Origin of the sequence: Mesorhizobium denitrificans, from assembly GCF_003403035.1 — a bacterium.
In the GTDB taxonomy this organism is placed as follows: Bacteria; Pseudomonadota; Alphaproteobacteria; order Rhizobiales; family Rhizobiaceae; genus Mesorhizobium_G; species Mesorhizobium_G denitrificans.
The window spans coordinates 17,460-35,750 of sequence record NZ_QURN01000024.1; the positions used below are offsets into that span (position 1 = coordinate 17,460).

Sequence of the window (18,291 nt, forward strand, 5' to 3'; positions counted from 1 at the left end):
ACGCCATGTCAGACGTCGCAATCGCATTGCCTTCGACCGGCACTTATCTTGGACGATTGAGCGTGCCGGGAACGGCGCACCCTCTGGTCGTTACCGTTCGCGACGGAGAGGTTTTCGACATCACGTCGAAGGATGCGCCGACCGTTCGCGACATATGCGAGATGGATGATCCGGCAAGCTACGTGCAAAACGCCAAAGGTCGTCGCGTCGGTAATCTGGCGGAGATTGCAAGCAACAGTCTTGGTGCGCACGACGGCAAAAAAGCGGTGTTGCTTTCGCCGGTCGATCTGCAAGCTGTGAAGGCTTCGGGCGTGACCTTCGTCGTGTCGCTGTTGGAACGCGTGATCGAGGAGCAAGCGCGCGGCTCTGCCGAAAAGGCCGATGCCATTCGCGCCGATATTGCATCGCTTATCGGTGAAGACCTTTCCAAGCTGAAGCCCGGCTCCAAAGAAGCGATGGAGATCAAGGCGAAGCTGATCGAGCGCGGTGTGTGGTCGCAATATCTGGAAGTCGGCATCGGGCCGGACGCCGAGATTTTCACGAAGTGTCAGCCAATGGCGTCGGTTGGCTTCGGCGCGGATGTCGGGCTGCACCCGGTTTCGACGTGGAATAATCCTGAGCCGGAAGTCGCTGTGGTCGCCTCGTCCAAGGGCAAGATCGTGGGTGCGACCTTGGGCAATGACGTAAACCTGCGCGACGTTGAGGGGCGGTCCGCCCTGCTTCTAGGCAAGGCGAAAGACAACAACGCATCGGCCTCGCTCGGGCCATTCATTCGGCTGTTCGATGACAGTTTTTCGATTGCCGATGTGAAGTCTGCGACCGTCAATCTTTCCGTGACGGGCGTAGATGGCTTCGTACTTGAAGGATCGAGTTCGATGTCGGAAATCAGCCGCTCACCCGAAGAACTGGTGGCTGCCGCGATGGGCAAACACCATCAATATCCTGACGGCATGGTGCTCTATCTCGGCACGATGTTTGCGCCCACCAAGGACCGCGACGCCAAAGGGCATGGGTTTACGCACCACATCGGCGATGTGGTTACGATTTCGAACGAGAAAATGGGCGCGCTGGTCAATCGCGTGAGGCTTTCCACGGAGTGCGCACCGTGGACCTATGGCGTGAGCCATCTGCTGCGCGGTCTTTCCAAAGCTGGGCTCGTTTGAACAGACTGTTATTGGTCGGTTGCGGGCAGGCTGATTGTAACTTTCAGCCCGCCTGACACTGCCCGGTTTAATTCGAGACTGCCGCCGTAGAGTTCGGCCAATTCTCGTGTGATCGAGAGGCCGAATCCATGACCGGCAACGCTCTCGTCAAGCTTCTGGCCCGCCCGCAATACGTCCTCGATCTTCTCATTGGTGATGCCGGGACCATCATCTGAAATCTCCAGCACCACCTGCTTGCCATCGACGCGGCCCGCAACATTGATGACACTGCTTGCCCATTTAAAGGCGTTGTCGAGAACGTTCCCCAACATCTCGTCAAGGTCTTGCGGCTCGCAGGCGACGGCGATCGAGTCTGGCAGATCGGTCGTCACCTTCAATCGCCGCTCGACGTAAACTTTCAGCAGCACATCCTTGATGTCCCGTACACGCGCGCCGACGGGCGTGCTGACATGTGCGGAACCATGCAAGGCTGCTGCCCGCGCGCGCCCGAGATGGTGACGAATGCGCTCCTGCATTTCCTCCACCAATGCCAGCCGTTCCCGATCTGCTGCCTTATCACTGCCGCTCAAGGACAGGGACAACGCGGCCAAAGGCGTGTTGAGCGCATGTCCCAGATTCGATACGTGGCCGCGCGCGCGCTTGATGCCTTCTGCGTTCTGCTCGATCAGCGAGTTCAACTCGTTGACCAGTCCACTCAATTCGCGCGGCTGATTTCCGCCAATATGGCTGGCGCGGCCATTGCGGACATTTTCGAGATCTTTTGTGACCTTTGCGAGCGGGCGCAGGCCAAGGCGCAGTTGCAAAATACTTGCCGCGCCGAGCAGCAGGCCAAGCGCCAGCATTGCCAACACAACAGGCATCAACGCGTCGCGCAACGGGCGCACCAGTGCATGAGCCGGCGCGGATGCGGTAATGGTGATCCACGAGCCACCCATCGGCACAATTTGCGTGCGCAGATATAGAGGCTGTCCGCGCGGACCAACCCCGTTGAAGGGCCGTGGCCGCGCATTGGCGTCGGGCGGCCCTCCCCGCGAACCATCCCACCAGCTGTTTGAACGGCGCGTGACGATGTCATTGCCGTTCAGCGAGGTGGAGCGATAGGTGTGTCCGTCGCCCGTCGCCATCCAGTACCAGCCATCATTTATCCGGTCGAATGGGGGCGGGTCGCTAACCTCCAGCGTTTCCGGCAAGGCATCGTGAGCCGACAACGCCGTCGCCACCGCACCGATCTGCGCATCAAGCCGTTGATCGATCTGCGCGCGAATAAAGCGCGACAGCACTACGCCGGTGCTGATGCCAGTAACGATCAGCGCCGCGATTACGAGAATAGCCGAGCCAAGCGCCAACCGACCCGCGATTGATTGCGGCACCAACCGGCGCAGGCTCGCAAACATCTTCATTGTGGCGTCACCAACCGGTAGCCGCGCCCGCGCTCAGTCTCGATCATCTCATGGCCGATCTTTCGACGAAGGCGCGCAATAATCACCTCGATGGAATTTGAATCGACATCGGCATCGCCCTCATAAACCCGCTCAACCAGATTGGAGCGGTCCACCGTCGTATCCTTGCGCAGCATGAGGCATTGCAGCACGCGCCATTCCAGTGCGGTGAGCTTCAGCGGCAAGCCGTCTTTCTCGAACGTTCCCAACTGTGCATCGAAGCTCAACGGACCGCAGGTAATCAGCGGCGTCGCATATCCTGCAGCTCGCCGGATCAAGGCGCGCAACCGAACAACCAGTTCTTCGATGCGAAAAGGCTTGGTCATGTAGTCGTCAGCGCCAGCCTTGAACCCCTCAACCTTTTGCGACCAGCCGTCACGCGCGGTCAGTATCAGCACTGGCATTATCCGGTTCGCCTTGCGCCAGGAGTTCAAGACGCCAATGCCATCGACCTTGGGCAAGCCTAAATCCAGCACAGCCGCGTCATAAGCTTCGGTATCACCCAGATGCATACCGTCTTCACCGTTGCGCGCCACATCGACGGCAAAGTTCTCCGAGCGCAGTGCTTTGGAGATGCCATCAGCAAGGGCAGCGTCATCTTCTACGAGCAATATTCGCATGAGGCGTAAATCCGGCTTTTGGGCATCGTGATAGGTACGGCGGCTTAACTCAAGCTGAACGACGCGGTTCAGTTTCGGTTCGACACGGCTCCTTAGAAAGGGCCATCGACAACGAAAGAAAGGATTTTCAAATGTCGGACCAAGACAACACCAACGCGACGAGCGGACCCGAAACCTCATCTGCGACGCCGCCTGTAAAGAAAAGCGTCCGCGGCAAAGTGCTCGGCGGCTCTGCCTTGGTGGGTGTGCTTCTCGTCGGGGCTGTTGCAGGTGCTTTCGCGATGAAGATGTCGCATCGCGACGAGCGTCAAGCGCTGCTGCCCCCGGTCGCAATCAACGCGATGGCCGATGACTCGCTGGTCGCGGTCAAGGGCAAGGTGTCAGAGATTTTCGGTAACAAGTTCATCATTGCCGACAGTTCCGGGCGTGCGCTCATCGACGTTGGACCCGCTGGCGATGACAAGTCTCTCGTCGCACAAAATGAAGAAGTGACCGTGCAGGGGCGCTTTGACGATGGCTTCGTTCGTGCCGGTATGGTGATCCACACCGATGGCCGCGTTGATGAATTGCGCCCTCCACATCCACATGGCCCTCGTCACGGCTGGCGTGATTTCGGTCCCGGTGGCCGGGATCGGCCGGATGGCGAAATGGCCCCGCCGGCTCCGCCGCGCACATAAACAACAGCCATCGAATAACGCAGCCCCGGTTGACGCCGGGGTCGCGATTATGTTGGAGGGCCTCCGGCTGCGACATAGATCGCCCTTGCGCCAATGGGCTTCAATGCTCTAGCGACGGCGCGTTCCTTGCATGATGCCGGAACGCGCAACGTATCGGAAGCTCATGATCCGCCTCGAAAATATCAGCAAGCAAAACGGCAAGCAGATTGTCTTCATCGAAGCGTCTGCCGCACTTCAGCGCGGCGAGAAGGTGGGGCTGGTAGGGCCAAATGGCGCGGGCAAGACCACACTGTTTCGCATGATCATCGGAGAAGAGCAGGCGGACGAAGGTCAGGTTTCCACCGATCGCGACGTCACCATCGGCTATTTCAGCCAGGATGTGGGCGAAATGGGCGGGCGCAGCGCTGTGGCTGAGGTCATGGACGGCGTCGGCCCCGTGAGCGCGCTTGCGGCCGAAATGGCGGAACTCGAGGCGGCGATGGGCGACCCGGATCGCGCTGACGATATGGACGACATCATCATGCGCTATGGCGAAGTGCAAAGCCGGTTCGATGAGCTGGACGGCTATGCGCTGGACGGTCGCGCCCGCGAGGTGCTTGGCGGGCTGGGCTTTAGTCCTGAAATGATGAACGGCGATGTCGGCAATCTTTCCGGTGGGTGGAAGATGCGCGTCGCGCTTGCGCGAATTCTGCTTATGCGGCCAACCGTGATGTTGCTCGATGAACCGAGCAACCACCTCGATCTGGAAAGCCTGATCTGGCTGGAAAATTTCCTGAAGGGCTTCGACGGCGCGGTGCTGATGACCTCGCACGACCGCGCCTTCATGAATCGCATTGTCGGCAAGATCGTGGAGATCGACGGTGGATCGCTGACCTCCTATTCCGGGGATTACGAATTTTATCAGCAGCAGCGCGCCATCGCGAATGTTCAGCAGCAGGCGCAATTCGAGCGCCAGCAGGCCATGCTCGCGAAGGAAATCGCCTTTATCGAGCGCTTCAAGGCGCGCGCATCTCATGCCGCGCAGGTGCAGAGCCGCGTCAAGAAGCTGGATAAGATCGAAAAGGTCGAGCCACCCAAGCGCCAGCAGACAGTGCGCTTCGAGTTTCAACCCGCACCGCGCTCTGGCGAAGATGTCGCCACGCTGAAAGGTGTGCACAAGAGCTATGGCACGCGCAGAATTTATGACGGGCTGGATTTCCAGATACGCAGGCGCGAACGCTGGTGCGTCATGGGCGTAAACGGTGCGGGCAAGTCCACGCTGCTGAAACTCGTGGCGGGTGAGTCCACACCTGACGAAGGTTCGGTGGCGCGCGGTCCAAGCGTGAAAATGGGCTATTTCGCGCAACACGCGATGGAAGTGCTGGACGGCGACCGCTCAGTGCTGGAATTTCTGGAAGATTCTTTTCCGCAGGCGGGTCAAGCTCCGCTCCGTGCGCTCGCCGGGTGCTTCGGCTTCTCCGGCGACGAGATCGATAAGAAATGCCGCGTGCTGTCAGGTGGCGAAAAGGCGCGTCTGGTGATGGCGAGAATGCTGTTCGATCCGCCGAATTTTCTGGTTCTCGACGAGCCTACCAACCACCTCGACATTGCAACCAAGCAGATGCTGATCGAGGCGTTGTCACGCTACGAAGGCGCGATGCTTTTCGTCAGTCACGACCGGCATTTCCTCGCAGCGCTGTCCAATCGTGTTCTGGAATTGACGCCGGAAGGCTTGCACACCTATGGCGGCGGCTACACCGAATATGTGGAGCGCACAGGCCAGGAAGCACCCGGCCTGCGCGGCTGATAGCCTTAGCTTGGGCGCTTCGGCTTGCTCTTGCGTTTGTGCGCATGATCGCGGTCTGCCGGTGCGGCCTTGCCTCGGTGCGGCGGCTTCTTGCCGGGCTTTCCGCCTTTTCCGAATTTCGGCTTAGGCTGCCAGGACGTCCCGCGCGACTCCCCGGCGGGCGCAATGACGATTCCTCGTTCGAGGCTACCCGGCTGCTTGATCTGCTGGGCATAATCCGCTGCCTTGTCTGCGGATATTTCAAAGCGGGTTTCCATTTCGTCGATCCTGATAGAGCCGACATCGCGCTTTGAAACACCGCCAGCCTTGCAGATCATCGGCAGCAGCCATTTCGGGTCCGCGCGCTGCTTGCGACCGAGCGAAAGCGTGAACCAGACGCCGCCCACCATATCTGGGCCGCGTGGCTCGCGCGCTGGTGCAGGGCCGCGCGTATCATCATTGCCCCGGTCGCGCTTGGGCTTCCTCGCCTGCATGTCTGCGACGGGAAGCGGATAAAGGTCTTCCGGTATGGGCCGCGACGTAAGCTGTTGGCGCAAAAACGCCGCAGCTATGCGTTCCGGACTTGCCTGCTCCAGCATTTCAGCCACGAAAGCCGCTTCTGCCTCGTCCGGCTCGGCTGCACCACGAACCGCATCGACAATTTGCCGGCGATAACGCGCTTCGATATCCGATATGCTTGGCGCGGCGCGAACAGTTGCCGAAAGCTTGGCAAGCGTCAGCACGCGCTGCGCAGCACCGCGCCTGTTTTCAGGCACGATAAGAACGCAGACGCCCTTTCTGCCAGCACGGCCTGTGCGCCCCGAACGGTGCAGCAGCGTTGCCGGATTGCTCGGCACATCAGCATGGATCACCAGATCAAGGTTTGGCAAATCGATGCCACGCGCCGCAACGTCGGTTGCCACGCAAACATGCGCGCGACCATCGCGCATCGATTGCAGCGCATTCGACCTTTCCGACTGCGCCATCTCGCCCGAGAGTGAAACGACAGAAAAGCCGCGATTTGCCAGCCGCGCGGTCAAATGCCTTACCGCCTCGCGCGTGTGGCAAAACACCAGCGCGCTTGTGCTGTCGGAATCGAGCAATGTGTTGATGACAGCGTGCTCGCGCTCATCGCGTCGCACGAGCATCATCTGATATTCGATGTCGGCGTGCTGCTCCGTCGAGGCCGTGGCGGCGATGCGCACCGCGTTTCTCTGGAAGTTCTTCGCGAGTTCCGCGATGCCGCGAGGAACCGTTGCCGAAAACAGCAATGTGCGGCGCTGGTCCGGCGCGGCGCTGAGGATAAATTCGAGGTCTTCGCGAAAGCCGAGGTCGAGCATTTCGTCAGCCTCATCCAGCACGACGGCGCGGACAGCGCTCAAGTCGAGCGCGCCCTTGGTGATGTGGTCGCGCAGGCGGCCCGGCGTGCCGACGACGAGATGCGCACCGCGCTCCAGCGCGCGGCGTTCTTTGCGCATGTCCATGCCGCCAACGCAGGTCGCGGTCAGGATTTTTGTGTCAGCATAGAGCCAGTCGAGTTCGCGCTGCACCTGGATCGCCAGTTCGCGCGTCGGCGCAATAACAAGCCCCAGCGGTTGTGCAGCCGCATCAAACTTTTCCGCCTTGCCCAGCAACGTTGGAGCAATCGCGATGCCGAATGCGACCGTCTTGCCGGAGCCGGTCTGTGCCGAAACCAGCAGGTCGGCATCACCCTGACCCTTTGCCGCCATTTCGGTCTGTACGGGGGTCAACTGGCTATAACCCTTCGCTTTGAGGGCCGCGGCCAGCGCAGAATGAATTGAGGTGGGCAGGGAGCCCGATTCGTCGGTCTGTGTCATATTTGGTCTCTGTTTAAGGGCCGCATAACACAGCTTTTGCTCAGATACCTAATATCACTTATTTGCGCGGTTATGAACGCGACCCGGATCGAGGTGACATTCGAAACTGGCATTCGACGCACTGATTGACCTGGTCGGTAAGCTCCCATTCGGCTCCGAGCAAATTGCCTATAGACCTGCAAATCTGCGCTGCGCGGTTAAAGGCCTTGTTGCTGCAGCCAGCCGCAAGCTTGCTGCATACCTTGTAAATTGCATGCGCGGTTGGCTTGCAGAATCTGGACGTAGTAGTTGCATTGAGCTGGATCGCCGCCCACGCAGTTCTGGCCAAGGCTGACCATCCGGCATGCAAGCGCAAATCCGCTGACCTGGCATGCGCGCTGATGATACGGCAGGCAATACCGCGGATCCGCATAGGTCAGGCAGGACGCCTCAAGCATGTTGGGGCTATTGTTACTGTAACAGTATAGTTCGCCGTTGGCGTCCAATTCGCACGGACCGCTTTGCGCATATGCTGCCGCTGGAGACAGCAGAGCAAGAGCGAGGGCAATTGCCCTGTAATTCAATTGAATGCTGATGGCCATGTCCCGCCTCCCTGACGCGATTGCCACCGCGAACGCTATCAGAGGCCACAAGGGCGGCAATTCCCCTCTTGGGTGAATGTGTGCGCAAGAAGTGCGTGCTTTGGGTGACGGGTGGATATCCCGACGATCTGTTACCAAGATGGTGTGAGAACGCTGGCGTGTCCATCATCAGCGTTCCGAAGTATAGGCGCCCCGATCAGCAGGGCGCCTGTGTCGCTTTTTAACGCGACCGAACACTAACCGAGAGAGCGGGCTGCCTCGACGATCAGCTCGGATACTTCCTTGGGGCATGATGCCAGCGACGCATGGCTCGCGTTGAGAGTAATGACCTTCTTCGCCTTCATGCGGGCCGACATCATCTTTTGGTTTTCAGGGTTGATCATGCGATCCGCACTCGAAATCTGATACCAGGCTGGCTTGCTCTTCCACGCGGGCTGACTGATCGCATCACCGAAAGTCGCTCCGATGGGCGCTTTTTGCGTGACCGCCATGACGAGCGCCTCCTCCTTGGTCAAGTCCTGGCAGAAGCTCTCATGATAAAGGTCCGGCTTGATCCACAGATAGCCGTCGCTATCGGGAGCGATATTGGCGAAGGCGGCTGGAGGATTGGCCTGCGAAATCCCACCGGGGCTCTCGCCCGCGTCAGGCGCGAACGCGGCAATGTAAACCAAACCAGCCACATTGGGCGCAGTACCTGCCTCTGTGATCACAGCGCCACCGTAGGAATGTCCGACCAGCAAGACCTGTCCCTTCTGCTGCGCGATCATCTTGCGCAGCCGCGTCGCGTCGTCGGCGAGCGAAGTGAGCGGCATTTCGACGGCGTGCAGGTCCGAATACCCCTGGCTCGCGAGTTCAGGGATGACCTTCGCCCAGTGCGCGGCGCCTCCCCAAAAGCCGTGAACAAGAATGATTGCTGGCTTCGTCATATACCGTCTCCTGCTGGCGTTTCGCCTGAAGACTAACGCAACCCTGAGTTGATCACAGTGGCCTGATGGGCAAAGAATGGAAAGATCGGGCCAATTTATGAACCGCGCTCGACGGGTAGAGGGCTATAGAATGGGCACAAGCGCGGCAGCAGGCGCAAAGCGAAAGATCATGGCGGTCCTTGCATATGAGGGCGTTCGCCCCTTCCAGCTGTCGGTGCCATGCGAGATTTTTGGCGAACTCCATTGCGAGGGCGTCGATCCCGAACTTTGGGTATGCGCCCTTGAACCGGGACTGCTCCGTACAAGCGCTGGATTTGCGATCTGTACGACGCATAGCCTCGCTGATTTGCCAAAGGCGGACGTGATTTTTATCCCGAGTTGGCGGCTCCCTTACAAACCTCCCACACCGTCGCTCATCGACGCGCTGCTTGAAGCGCACGCAAACGGCGCGATCATCGTCGGTCTCTGCCTTGGCGCCTTCATCCTCGCCGAGACTGGATTGCTTGATGGAAAGCGTGCGACCACTCATTGGGCGTTCTCCCAGGAATTCCGGCAGCGTTTCCCCGCCGTCGAACTGGACGACATGCCGCTCTACGTCGACGAGGGAGAACTTTTGACGTCAGCAGGCGTAACGGCCGGGATCGACTGCTGCCTGCATATTGCAAGGCGCCTTTACGGTGCCCGCAGAGCCAACCGGATTGCGCGCAACATTCTGGCCCCGCCTTATCGGGCAGGCGGACAAGCGCAGTTCATTGAGCGTCCGCTTGGAGAAAATCTGCGGGATGCACGGTTTCGCAACGCGCTCGACAACATAGTGCGGAATCTCGATCAAAAGCATTCAATCGACACGCTTGCCGCAAGTCTTGCGATGAGCCGACGCAGTTTCACGCGGCATTTTCATCAGACCATGGGGGTCAGCTTTGGCGAATGGCTGATCAACGAACGGCTGCTCATGGCTCGGCGCGATCTCGGAGCAACAAACAAATCGGTTGATCAGGCGGCACTCGATGCCGGGTTCGGCAACACCAAGACCTTCCGCGAACAATTCCTGGCTCAACATGGCGTCAGTCCTGCGCAGTGGCGGAGATCATTCCGGGGAACTTGACCGCAGTCGCATAATGGCCGCGGACAACGCATTGTGGCTCAAAGCTGGAATAGCTGCGAAAGCTGGCGGCTGCTTCCTGCAGGAAATCAGCGTCGCAACGAAAATGAAAAACGCGGCGGGGCTCGGCCCGCCGCGTTCATCGTTTGTCTGGCGCTAATCAGGCGCGTGTAGAATCGAGCTTCTCGTGCGTCTTCTCGACTTCCTGGGCCTTCATGTAGCTTTCGATCAGAAGCTGATAGGCCGGGAAGATCTTGGTGTAGATCGTTGCCCACTCCTGCGCATCCGGACGGTTCCACGTCTTCTGCAATTCGGACGCGACGGCCGCAGTGTCCATCGGTACTACGCCGGCCTGCACGACGCGGGCGAGCGTGATTTCCTGCGCCATCTTGGAGTAGGTGCCGGAGGCATCGACGACGGCGAATACCTTGTAGCCGTCATAGGCAGCGCTGATTGCCGGGAAGGCCATGCAGACGCTAGTGATTGTGCCGGCGATGATCAGGGTCTTGCGGCCGGTCGCCTTTACGGCAGCCACGAAGTCCGGATTGTCCCAGGCATTGATCTCGCCCTTGCGCGCCACATACTGCGCATGCGGAGCGTTTTCATGGATTTCCGGGATCAGCGGGCCGTTCGGTCCCTGCGGCACGGAGGCCGTGGTGATGACAGGTATCTTGGACAGCGTCGCCATTTTGGCAAGGGCTGCCGCGTGATTGCGCAGCACCGGCATCGGCATGTCGGCCACGGTCTGGAACAGGCCGCTCTGGTGATCGATCAGCAGCATCACTGCATCGTTGACATCGATAACCGGACGCTGGCCGTTGAAGTTGGCAATTGTGCTCGAGTTAGCCATTTTAGTTCTCCTTGTTGGGTTACGAGATTGGACGAGGGCCGGAGGTCACCTCTCCGGCCAGGGGTCTGCCCCACGCTTTCATCTTCGAAGCGAGGGGCGATTGTTCAGGCCGCGATCGCGCCGAACTTGCCGGCCCGGAAGTCGGCAAATGCCTGCCGCAGCTCATCGGTCGTGTTCATGACGAATGGACCTTGCATGGCTACGGGTTCGCCGAGCGGCTCGCCGCTCAACACCAGTATGCTTGCGTCGGTATCGGCCTGAAGCATCACAGCGCCACCCTCGCGGTCGAGCAGCACGAACTGCCCGTCACGCACCGCAACCCCGCCGTTGACGCTCAACGAACCGCGCAATACCACCAGCCCGGCGGTGTGTCCCTCGGGCAGATCCACCGAAAGCGCCTTGCCGCGCTTCAAGCGCAGATCCCAGAGGTCAATCGGGGAAAATGTGCGCGCCGGGCCCTTATGACCTTGGTATTCGCCGGCGATCACACGCAACACGCCCGCGCCGTCAGGCAAAGCAACGGCAGGAATATCGCCGTCAAGCAGTGTCTGGTAACCCGGCGCGGCATTCTTGTCTTTCGCGGGGAGGTTGATCCAGAGCTGCACCATATCGAGCGTGCCGCCCTTCTCGGTGAAGGCTTGAGAATGGAATTCCTCATGCAGGATGCCTGCTGCTGCCGTCATCCATTGCACGTCGCCGGGACCGATGAGGCCACCCGCGCCGGTCGAGTCGCGGTGCTCGACTTCGCCTTCATAGACGATGGTAACGGTTTCGAAGCCACGGTGCGGATGCGCGCCGACGCCACGCGGATGGTCGGTCGGCGAGAAAGCCGTCGGACCGGCATGATCCAGGTGCAGGAACGGACTGACATGTTCGCCATGCGTGGCATAAGACAGCATGGAGCGAACGGGAAAGCCGTCACCGACCCAATGTTGTGCTGGACTGCTGTAGATGCCGAGAATCTTTCGCATCGGGTTTCTCCTTTCGCGCCGCAAGGGCAATCGTGTTGGAGGCAAAGTATGATTGCTACAAAGTTTGCGGAAGCCGCGCCGATACTCTAGTCTGTCCTAAAATCAGGACAATAAAGCAGTTGAAACGCTCATGCTGGATCTTAACGACCTTCGTTTCTTCGTTGATGTGGTAGAGCATAACGGCTTTGCAGCCGCGGCGCGCAAGCTGGACATCCCGCGCTCGCGGCTCAGCCGGCGCATTGGCTTGCTGGAAGAAAGCCTCGGCGTGCGCCTGATCCAGCGTTCAACGCGGCAATTCGTGATCACCGAGGTCGGCCAGGAATTCTATCGTCACTGCCTGGCCATGATGGTGGAGGCGGAGGCCGCGCAGGAGGCGATCGCGCGCATGCGTGCCGAACCGCAGGGCATAGTGCGCGTGAGTTGCCCGCCGTCGATCATCTATTTCCAGGTCGGCGCGATGATCGCTCGCTTCATGGCGGCGCATCCCAAGGTGCAGATTCATCTTGAAGGCACAAACCGACGGGTCGATGTCATTCGCGAAGGGTTTGACCTCGCGATCCGGGTGCGCTTTCCGCCCCTTGATGACAGTGACCTTGTCATCCGCAAGCTGGCCGACAGCAATCAGCGGCTGGTTGCGAGCCCAGCATTGCTGGAGGGCTGTTTCTCACGGCCATTTGTGCCCGCCGATCTTGCCACGATGCCGAGTCTTGCCTGGGGGCCATCACAAGCCGATCATGAATGGTGCCTCGATGGCCCTGACGGAAGCACAGCCGCCATTCCACATAAGCCGCGACTGGTGACCGAGGATATGGTGGCGCTCAGGCACGCAACGCTTGATGGCATCGGTGTCTGCCAGTTCCCAACGATGGTGGTGCGCGAGGATCTGGAGGCGGGACGGCTGGTCGATATCCTGCCCCAATGGGCTCCAAGGGCCGGCATCATCCACGTCGCCTTTCCTTCCCGTCGCGGCCTCTTGCCGTCGGTGCGGACATTGTTGGACTTTCTCGCGGCTGAGTACGGGACGCTCAATCGAATGGAAGAGCACAACGATGATGCTGGCCCGTCATCTCACGGAAGCGAAGCTCGCGCCCTGTAGGAAAGCTCCCCGCGATGATCATGGAGCAGTGCCTGGCTTAGTTCTGCAATGCTGGGTTTTGCAATGCAGGAAAAATGGCGCGCCCGAAGAGATGAAACTGGACATCGCTATATGTTTTTTTTCCTATTGATTGATATCCATGCGGCAACGCTCAGGAAGCAAATACCGGTAGCTCCGGCCCGGACGCGCCGTGACCTAGGCGACCGCTCTTTCCGCAACCGCATTCGGTACAAGCAGGATCAACGCGCGGCGTCGAAAACGACACCGCACGCGACTGGCTGTCATACCGCGTAAAGTCCGTCGATGCTGCGCTAGACGCCAACAGCGCGGCCGCCGCTTCCGGCTCAAGCACGTTCGCAGCAATGACCTTTACACGGGTCTGGGGGTTGGCCTGCCTGATCACGCGACGGGCGATATCTACTTTCCGTGTCGCCAGTTTCAGCATCCGGCGACGTAGCCAGGTGGGCGCTGAAGGGCTTGTAAGCGCCTACCAGATGTCCGCGCGCCGTGCGCCCACCACACGCGGCAGGTTTGTCGGATCAATACGGTCGGGATCGATCAGCACTATCGTCCCCACGCCAAGCCAGGCGAGATACTCCGCAATCAGCGAACCCACGCCGCCAAGACCCACGATAGCAACCGTCATGCCCGCAAGCACATTGGCTGATGCGATCCATCTCCCTATACACTCTTGAATCGACCGCACTAAGCCATTTGTCATCGACCGCCATGACTTTGATCTCAGCCTCAGTAAGCCTCGGGTACTTTTTGTAGGCCGCCAAATCCAGCGCCGCCTCTGCTTCCCGTAATTCCTTCTTCAGCTCGGCCTCGCGCGCTGAAAGTTTCAGCCACTCGTTGAGAGTGACGGCCTCTTCCTTCGCGTCTTTGTCGCCCTTGATCTCTTTCAGACGGGATGCAACACTTGCTTTATCGACCTTCTCCAGTTCAGCGAAGGCCCCGTCCTCTCCGCCATGCTCTTCTTCCAGTGCCGCAATGGCGGCTGAAACGGACTCGGCTTCGGCAGTCATTTCATCAATCTTGGCCTGCTCGCCGGCAAAGAATTTGGCAACGATCAACGATTTTGGGACGAGATCGCAGGCCCATCCCCGGTCCTTCTCTTTGCCTTTTTTGTCTTTTTCGATGATTCGATAAGTTTCCGCTTTCCAGCCATCGGCAGCGATTAGGTAGCAGTCGTCCTGCATGACCTCAGCCCAGTAATCCATCAGGTGCTGGTACACGTCGCACTTGCTGATCAGCGGCTTGGCCGCATAATGCGCCAGCAAGTCTTCCGACAAGTCGAAGATCGCATTCTTGGGATGATGACCCGGTTTCAATGCTTTCAATTTCTCAGCATTGCGTCCTCGCCAGTCGTCAAAATGCTTGTTCATGCCGTGAATGAAGGCTGTGAATTCCCGATGCCCAAAGATGGTTGATTTGATTGCGGCTTTGTCGATTACCAGTTCGACATATCCCGGACGACATTCTTTGAAGAGCGCCTTCTTCAACGACGGGCACACTGCCCAGTAATGTTGCAATCCCTCGATGTCGGCCTGCGGGATTCCGCCCCTCAAATGGCCCTCAATGTCCTGCCTATCTTCTAGTTTCTGGCCATCGATGTAGCGCGGCAGATTGAGGTTGAAATCGTTTTTTTCGATCTCATCGAAAGACACCATCCGTGAATAGCCAGAAATGTCGATTCTTTTGGTAAAGGCGTCGACGATCTTGTGAATGTCTTGGGACCGCAGGCGGTTTTTGGCGGCATCCTTTAGAAAGCCCTGGCTCGCCTCGATCATGAAGATGCCTTTTCGCGCCTGCGCATCCTCCTTATCGATAACAACTACACAAGCCGGAATGCCGGTCCCGTAAAACAGATTGGCCGGAAGACCGATGATGCCTTTTATGTATCCCTTCCGCACAAGGCTGCGCCGAATTTCAGCTTCGGCTCCACCCCGAAAAAGTACGCCATGCGGCAAAATGCAAGCGCCCTTACCCGCGCTCTTCAACGACCGGACAATGTGCAACAGATAGGCATAGTCGCCCTGCTTCCCCGGAGGCACGCCAAAACCTTTGAAACGATCATGCTCATCATGCAGCGGATCAAGCCCTGTGCTCCAGCGCTTGTCGCTGAACGGCGGATTGGCGACGACGTAGTCAAAGGTCTTGAGCGCTTCACCGTCACGGAATTTTGGGTCGACGAGCGTGTTGCCTTGCATCGCGGTGGGCGTGTTGTGCAGAATCATATTCATGCGCGCGAGACCGCTTGTGGCAGAATCCTTTTCCTGCCCGTAGAGCGTCACATTCGTCCCTGCCTCATCGGCCACTTTCGGCAGCAGCGATCCTGAGCCGCAGGTCGGGTCATAGACGGTGGTATCGCCACTGGTTTTCGCCGACTTGATGCCGATGATCTGCGCCATGATGCGGCTGACCTCGGCGGGTATGTAGAACTGTCCTTTGCTCTTTCCGCTCTCCGTCGCGAAGTGGCGCATCAGATATTCGTAGGCGTCGCCCAGAATGTCATCGCCATCGGCGCGGTTGGATGAGAAGTCCAGCGCCGGGTCTTAAAAAATGGCGATGAGGTTTGTGAGCTTCTCAACCTTCTCCTTGCCGTCTCCCAGTTTCGAGGCTTCGTTGAAGTCTGGGAAGTCAGCCTGGGACAGCTGTTGGTTCGCGGCTGCGAGCGGCGCGATAATCTTCTTGTTGATCTGGTCGCCGATGTCGGGCGTGCCCTTCAGAGCTACCATGTCGGCGAAGCTTGCGCCCTTGGGTACGGTGATCGGCGCATAGGGAACATCCGCGTATTTGTCGCTGATGTACCGAATGAACAGAAGTGAGAGGACGTAGTCCTTGTACTGGCTGGCATCCATGCCGCCGCGCAGCTCATCGCAGCTCGACCACAGGAAGCTATAAAGTTCTGATTTTTGAGCGCCACGTCAGCCATTCCCCTTCAATTCTGTCTTGGCGGCCAGGGCATCGTCACGTGCCTTAAGCCGCTCGTATTCTTCAACCGCGATCACGACCACGACCTTCCGGCCGTGCTTTTCGATGATGACGGGCTCGGCTCGCGCATTGTCGATCAGCATGCCAAAAGCATTCTTGGCGTCCTTTGCGGACATGGATTTCATGGGTCTGATCCCGGCCCCGATTCTGTCCATAATGCCTATTTAAGCTATTGGTCGCAACAGCCAAAGCGAGCTTCCAGCTCGTGCATATCTGCCATCATAATATACGCAAAAGCGTATAAAACAATTCTATACGCGCTCACGTATAAGAGAAATTTAAACGCAAGTGCGTATATTGACAATTTATACGGCCTCGCGTATATTAACGATGGAGACCCACATGACCGATTCCATTGCCCGCACTGAAAAACAGCTGGGCGCCATCATCCGCCGCGCCCGCAAACAATCCGCCCTGACACAGGGCGCTTTAAGCGATCTGATCCATCTGCGCCAGGGCACGATCTCGCGTCTTGAAGCAGGGGAGCCAGCCGTGCAGCTGCGTACCCTGATGGAGGCGCTGTCTGCTCTCAAACTCGAACTAGTGATCCGGCCCCGGACGCAGGCCAGCGCTGCCGATATTGAGGATATATTCTGATGGTGCGGCGCAAGACGCATGTGCCTCTCAATGTCTTTCTGAACAGCCGCCATGTCGGCGTGCTGCGCCGGGAAACTTCCGGCGCTATCGACTTCACATACGCTCGCGACTGGCTCGACTGGAGCGAGACATTCCCGGTGTCGCTGTCCCTGCCGCTGCGGGAGAGCCGCTATATCGGCGCGCCTGTCACGAACGTTTTTGATAACCTGCTACCGGACAGCGAACTGATCCGCAGGCGCGTGGCAGAGCGCGTGGGCGCGGAAGGCATAGACCCCTACAGTCTGCTGACCGCGCTCGGCCATGACTGCGTCGGCGCGCTTCAATTCCTGCCGGATGGTAGCGAGCCCGGCACCGCAGGCAGCGTCGAAGGAAGAGCGGTCAGCGATGACGAAATCGCCGCACTTCTTGCTAACCTTGCGAGCGCCCCGCTCGGCGTGGGCGACGATGAGGATTTCCGGATTTCGATTGCGGGTGCGCAGGAAAAGACCGCGCTGCTGCGCAAGGACGGAAAATGGTTCAAACCTTCCGGTACCGCTGCCACCACGCATATTCTCAAGCCGCAGATAGGTCAGATCGCAGACGGCGTTGACCTCTCCAACAGTGTAGAAAATGAATATCTATGCCTGAAGCTGGCAGCTGCTCTCGGCCTGCCGTCGGCTGATGCAGAGATTGCCGATTTCGGGGATCGCCGCACTCTGATTGTCGAGCGCTTTGACCGCCGCTGGACAGGTAATGGACGCCTGCTGCGCCTGCCGCAGGAGGATATGTGCCAGGCTCTCTCCATCCCGCCCACACGCAAGTACCAGTCCGAAGGCGGTCCGGGAATGCGCGCCATCATCCAGCTTCTGAAAGCCAGCGACAGGCCGGATGAGGACACAGCCGCCTTTATGCGAGCCTGCATCCTGTTCTGGCTGATCGGCGCGACAGACGGGCACGCCAAGAATTTCAGCATCTTTCTCGCGCCGGGCGGACGCTTCCACATGACGCCGCTCTACGATGTACTGACCACGCAGCCGAGCCTTGATAGCGGCCAGATCGCGCGCAGGAAGTTCAAGCTCGCCATGTCGGTCGGCAAGAACAATCACTACGCGCTCGATGAGATTGTCCCGCGTCATTTTCAGCAGACCGCCGATGAGGCGGGCATAGGCACCGCTGCCCTGCGGGCGATCTTCGAGGAGTTCGCTGCGACCACGGGCAAAGCGATGCAGTCCACGATTGATGAATTGCCAAAAGGTTTTCCGTCCCAGCTGGTCGACTCGATTGCCGCTCCGCTCAAAGACCGGACACGGATGATCGAACAATTCCTTGAGGGAGGCACTGGTGACAAAAAAAGCTGATCTGCACATTGCGATCCTTGGATGGGGATCGCTGATCTGGGACAAGCGCCCCGAGTTTGATGACCTCCATGGAGAATGGAAGCCGGAGGGGCCGGTTCTCAAACTTGAATTCTCACGCATCTCCTCTTCGGAGACGCGCAAAGGCGCGCTGACGCTCGTTATCGACAACCATTATGGGCAGGACTGCACGGTCAAGTACGCTCTCAGCACTCGTAAGCATGCGGCAGATGCCATCGCTCTGTTGATTTCCACTCAGAAGTGAGCCGGGTTTTCCATCGAGAAGTGAGCCACCTCTGATTATGGATTTCGAGTCATGCTGGGGTCAATACGGT

The 18,291-nt window shown here is 58.9% G+C and carries 18 protein-coding genes and 1 pseudogene; 8 read left to right on the top strand and 11 right to left on the bottom strand.

All coding sequences use genetic code 11. The features are described 5' to 3' along the window. Nucleotides 1–5 precede the first annotated feature (5 nt). Nucleotides 6–1,163, top strand: coding sequence for a fumarylacetoacetate hydrolase family protein (locus tag DY251_RS20240; RefSeq protein WP_116625720.1), 1,158 nt, complete (start codon nt 6–8; stop codon nt 1,161–1,163). 8 nt (nt 1,164–1,171) lie between these two features. Here the strand turns inward: DY251_RS20240 and DY251_RS20245 are convergent, their stop codons facing one another. Together DY251_RS20245 and DY251_RS20250 are read right to left on the bottom strand one after the other, a co-directional pair. Further along, the gene (locus DY251_RS20245; protein ID WP_116625721.1) at nt 1,172–2,563 is read right to left on the bottom strand and encodes a sensor histidine kinase; all 1,392 of its coding nucleotides are present in this window, start codon (nt 2,561–2,563) and stop codon (nt 1,172–1,174) included. Beyond that, nucleotides 2,560–3,222, bottom strand: coding sequence for a response regulator transcription factor (locus tag DY251_RS20250; RefSeq protein WP_116625722.1), 663 nt, complete (start codon nt 3,220–3,222; stop codon nt 2,560–2,562). The genes DY251_RS20245 and DY251_RS20250 overlap by 4 nt, the downstream gene beginning before the upstream one ends. 131 nt (nt 3,223–3,353) lie before the next feature. Between DY251_RS20250 and DY251_RS20255 the strand changes: the two genes are divergently transcribed. Both DY251_RS20255 and DY251_RS20260 read left to right on the top strand, forming a co-directional pair. Beyond that, a complete protein-coding gene (locus DY251_RS20255; protein ID WP_116625723.1) occupies nt 3,354–3,899 on the top strand; it encodes a hypothetical protein in 546 nt (181 codons plus the stop codon). A 163-nt stretch (nt 3,900–4,062) separates the two neighbouring features. Next, nucleotides 4,063–5,685, top strand: coding sequence for an ABC-F family ATP-binding cassette domain-containing protein (locus tag DY251_RS20260; protein WP_116625736.1), 1,623 nt, complete (start codon nt 4,063–4,065; stop codon nt 5,683–5,685). 5 nt (nt 5,686–5,690) lie between these two features. Here DY251_RS20260 and DY251_RS20265 read toward each other — a convergent pair whose 3' ends face one another. From DY251_RS20265 to DY251_RS20275, 3 genes are all read right to left on the bottom strand, one after another. Next, nucleotides 5,691–7,502, bottom strand: a complete 1,812-nt coding sequence (locus DY251_RS20265) for a DEAD/DEAH box helicase (RefSeq protein ID WP_116625724.1) — start codon at nt 7,500–7,502, stop codon at nt 5,691–5,693. A 197-nt stretch (nt 7,503–7,699) separates the two neighbouring features. Then, nucleotides 7,700–8,083 (bottom strand): hypothetical protein, encoded by a 384-nt coding sequence (locus tag DY251_RS20270; RefSeq protein ID WP_116625725.1) that lies wholly within the window; start codon nt 8,081–8,083, stop codon nt 7,700–7,702. A 236-nt stretch (nt 8,084–8,319) separates the two neighbouring features. After that, the gene (locus DY251_RS20275; protein WP_116625726.1) at nt 8,320–9,009 is read right to left on the bottom strand and encodes an alpha/beta hydrolase; all 690 of its coding nucleotides are present in this window, start codon (nt 9,007–9,009) and stop codon (nt 8,320–8,322) included. Between the two features lie 169 nt (nt 9,010–9,178). On the opposite strand from DY251_RS20275, the gene DY251_RS20280 reads away from it, so the two are divergent. Continuing rightward, the gene (locus tag DY251_RS20280) at nt 9,179–10,114 is read left to right on the top strand and encodes a GlxA family transcriptional regulator (RefSeq protein ID WP_116625737.1); all 936 of its coding nucleotides are present in this window, start codon (nt 9,179–9,181) and stop codon (nt 10,112–10,114) included. Between the two features lie 157 nt (nt 10,115–10,271). Here DY251_RS20280 and DY251_RS20285 read toward each other — a convergent pair whose 3' ends face one another. Beyond that, the gene (locus DY251_RS20285) at nt 10,272–10,961 is read right to left on the bottom strand and encodes a hydrolase (RefSeq protein WP_116625727.1); all 690 of its coding nucleotides are present in this window, start codon (nt 10,959–10,961) and stop codon (nt 10,272–10,274) included. 104 nt (nt 10,962–11,065) lie between these two features. Beyond that, the gene (locus tag DY251_RS20290) at nt 11,066–11,932 is read right to left on the bottom strand and encodes a pirin family protein (RefSeq protein ID WP_116625728.1); all 867 of its coding nucleotides are present in this window, start codon (nt 11,930–11,932) and stop codon (nt 11,066–11,068) included. A 130-nt stretch (nt 11,933–12,062) separates the two neighbouring features. Here DY251_RS20290 and DY251_RS20295 point away from each other — a divergent pair, with 130 nt between their 5' ends. Then, complete coding sequence (locus DY251_RS20295) at nt 12,063–13,028, top strand: LysR family transcriptional regulator (protein ID WP_116625729.1); 966 nt, start codon at nt 12,063–12,065, stop codon at nt 13,026–13,028. A gap of 487 nt (nt 13,029–13,515) precedes the next feature. Here the strand turns inward: DY251_RS20295 and DY251_RS21995 are convergent, their stop codons facing one another. The 4 genes and pseudogenes from DY251_RS21995 to DY251_RS20310 form a co-directional block, all read right to left on the bottom strand. Further along, nucleotides 13,516–13,749, bottom strand: coding sequence for a ThiF family adenylyltransferase (locus tag DY251_RS21995; protein WP_425373325.1), 234 nt, complete (start codon nt 13,747–13,749; stop codon nt 13,516–13,518). Nucleotides 13,750–14,632: 883 nt separating this feature from the next. After that, nucleotides 14,633–15,577: pseudogene (locus tag DY251_RS22000) on the bottom strand (N-6 DNA methylase); the annotation flags it as partial. Nucleotides 15,578–15,586: 9 nt separating this feature from the next. Further along, on the bottom strand, nt 15,587–15,925 hold the full coding sequence (locus DY251_RS21685; RefSeq protein ID WP_281004489.1) for a type I restriction-modification system subunit M N-terminal domain-containing protein: 339 nt from the start codon (nt 15,923–15,925) through the stop codon (nt 15,587–15,589). A 33-nt stretch (nt 15,926–15,958) separates the two neighbouring features. Then, nucleotides 15,959–16,150 (bottom strand): type II toxin-antitoxin system Phd/YefM family antitoxin, encoded by a 192-nt coding sequence (locus DY251_RS20310; RefSeq protein WP_116625731.1) that lies wholly within the window; start codon nt 16,148–16,150, stop codon nt 15,959–15,961. Between the two features lie 217 nt (nt 16,151–16,367). Between DY251_RS20310 and DY251_RS20315 the strand changes: the two genes are divergently transcribed. The 3 genes from DY251_RS20315 to DY251_RS20325 are packed head-to-tail and all read left to right on the top strand — an operon-like array spanning nt 16,368 to nt 18,221. Beyond that, nucleotides 16,368–16,622, top strand: a complete 255-nt coding sequence (locus DY251_RS20315) for a helix-turn-helix domain-containing protein (protein WP_116625738.1) — start codon at nt 16,368–16,370, stop codon at nt 16,620–16,622. Continuing rightward, nucleotides 16,622–17,959, top strand: a complete 1,338-nt coding sequence (locus tag DY251_RS20320) for a type II toxin-antitoxin system HipA family toxin (RefSeq protein WP_116625732.1) — start codon at nt 16,622–16,624, stop codon at nt 17,957–17,959. Before DY251_RS20315 ends, DY251_RS20320 begins: the two co-directional genes overlap by 1 nt. Then, nucleotides 17,943–18,221, top strand: coding sequence for a hypothetical protein (locus DY251_RS20325; RefSeq protein ID WP_116625733.1), 279 nt, complete (start codon nt 17,943–17,945; stop codon nt 18,219–18,221). The genes DY251_RS20320 and DY251_RS20325 overlap by 17 nt, the downstream gene beginning before the upstream one ends. Nucleotides 18,222–18,291 lie beyond the last annotated feature (70 nt).

What these genes read in the sequence shown, in the direction of transcription:
- DY251_RS20240 (WP_116625720.1), top strand. Translation starts at nt 6, where the DNA reads ATGTCAGACGTCGCAATCGCATTGCCTTCGACCGGCACTTATCTTGGA.
- DY251_RS20245 (WP_116625721.1), bottom strand. Translation starts at nt 2,563, where the DNA reads ATGAAGATGTTTGCGAGCCTGCGCCGGTTGGTGCCGCAATCAATCGCG.
- DY251_RS20250 (WP_116625722.1), bottom strand. Translation starts at nt 3,222, where the DNA reads ATGCGAATATTGCTCGTAGAAGATGACGCTGCCCTTGCTGATGGCATC.
- DY251_RS20255 (WP_116625723.1), top strand. Translation starts at nt 3,354, where the DNA reads ATGTCGGACCAAGACAACACCAACGCGACGAGCGGACCCGAAACCTCA.
- DY251_RS20260 (WP_116625736.1), top strand. Translation starts at nt 4,063, where the DNA reads ATGATCCGCCTCGAAAATATCAGCAAGCAAAACGGCAAGCAGATTGTC.
- DY251_RS20265 (WP_116625724.1), bottom strand. Translation starts at nt 7,502, where the DNA reads ATGACACAGACCGACGAATCGGGCTCCCTGCCCACCTCAATTCATTCT.
- DY251_RS20270 (WP_116625725.1), bottom strand. Translation starts at nt 8,083, where the DNA reads ATGGCCATCAGCATTCAATTGAATTACAGGGCAATTGCCCTCGCTCTT.
- DY251_RS20275 (WP_116625726.1), bottom strand. Translation starts at nt 9,009, where the DNA reads ATGACGAAGCCAGCAATCATTCTTGTTCACGGCTTTTGGGGAGGCGCC.
- DY251_RS20280 (WP_116625737.1), top strand. Translation starts at nt 9,179, where the DNA reads ATGGCGGTCCTTGCATATGAGGGCGTTCGCCCCTTCCAGCTGTCGGTG.
- DY251_RS20285 (WP_116625727.1), bottom strand. Translation starts at nt 10,961, where the DNA reads ATGGCTAACTCGAGCACAATTGCCAACTTCAACGGCCAGCGTCCGGTT.
- DY251_RS20290 (WP_116625728.1), bottom strand. Translation starts at nt 11,932, where the DNA reads ATGCGAAAGATTCTCGGCATCTACAGCAGTCCAGCACAACATTGGGTC.
- DY251_RS20295 (WP_116625729.1), top strand. Translation starts at nt 12,063, where the DNA reads ATGCTGGATCTTAACGACCTTCGTTTCTTCGTTGATGTGGTAGAGCAT.
- DY251_RS21995 (WP_425373325.1), bottom strand. Translation starts at nt 13,749, where the DNA reads ATGACAAATGGCTTAGTGCGGTCGATTCAAGAGTGTATAGGGAGATGG.
- DY251_RS20310 (WP_116625731.1), bottom strand. Translation starts at nt 16,150, where the DNA reads ATGAAATCCATGTCCGCAAAGGACGCCAAGAATGCTTTTGGCATGCTG.
- DY251_RS20315 (WP_116625738.1), top strand. Translation starts at nt 16,368, where the DNA reads ATGACCGATTCCATTGCCCGCACTGAAAAACAGCTGGGCGCCATCATC.
- DY251_RS20320 (WP_116625732.1), top strand. Translation starts at nt 16,622, where the DNA reads ATGGTGCGGCGCAAGACGCATGTGCCTCTCAATGTCTTTCTGAACAGC.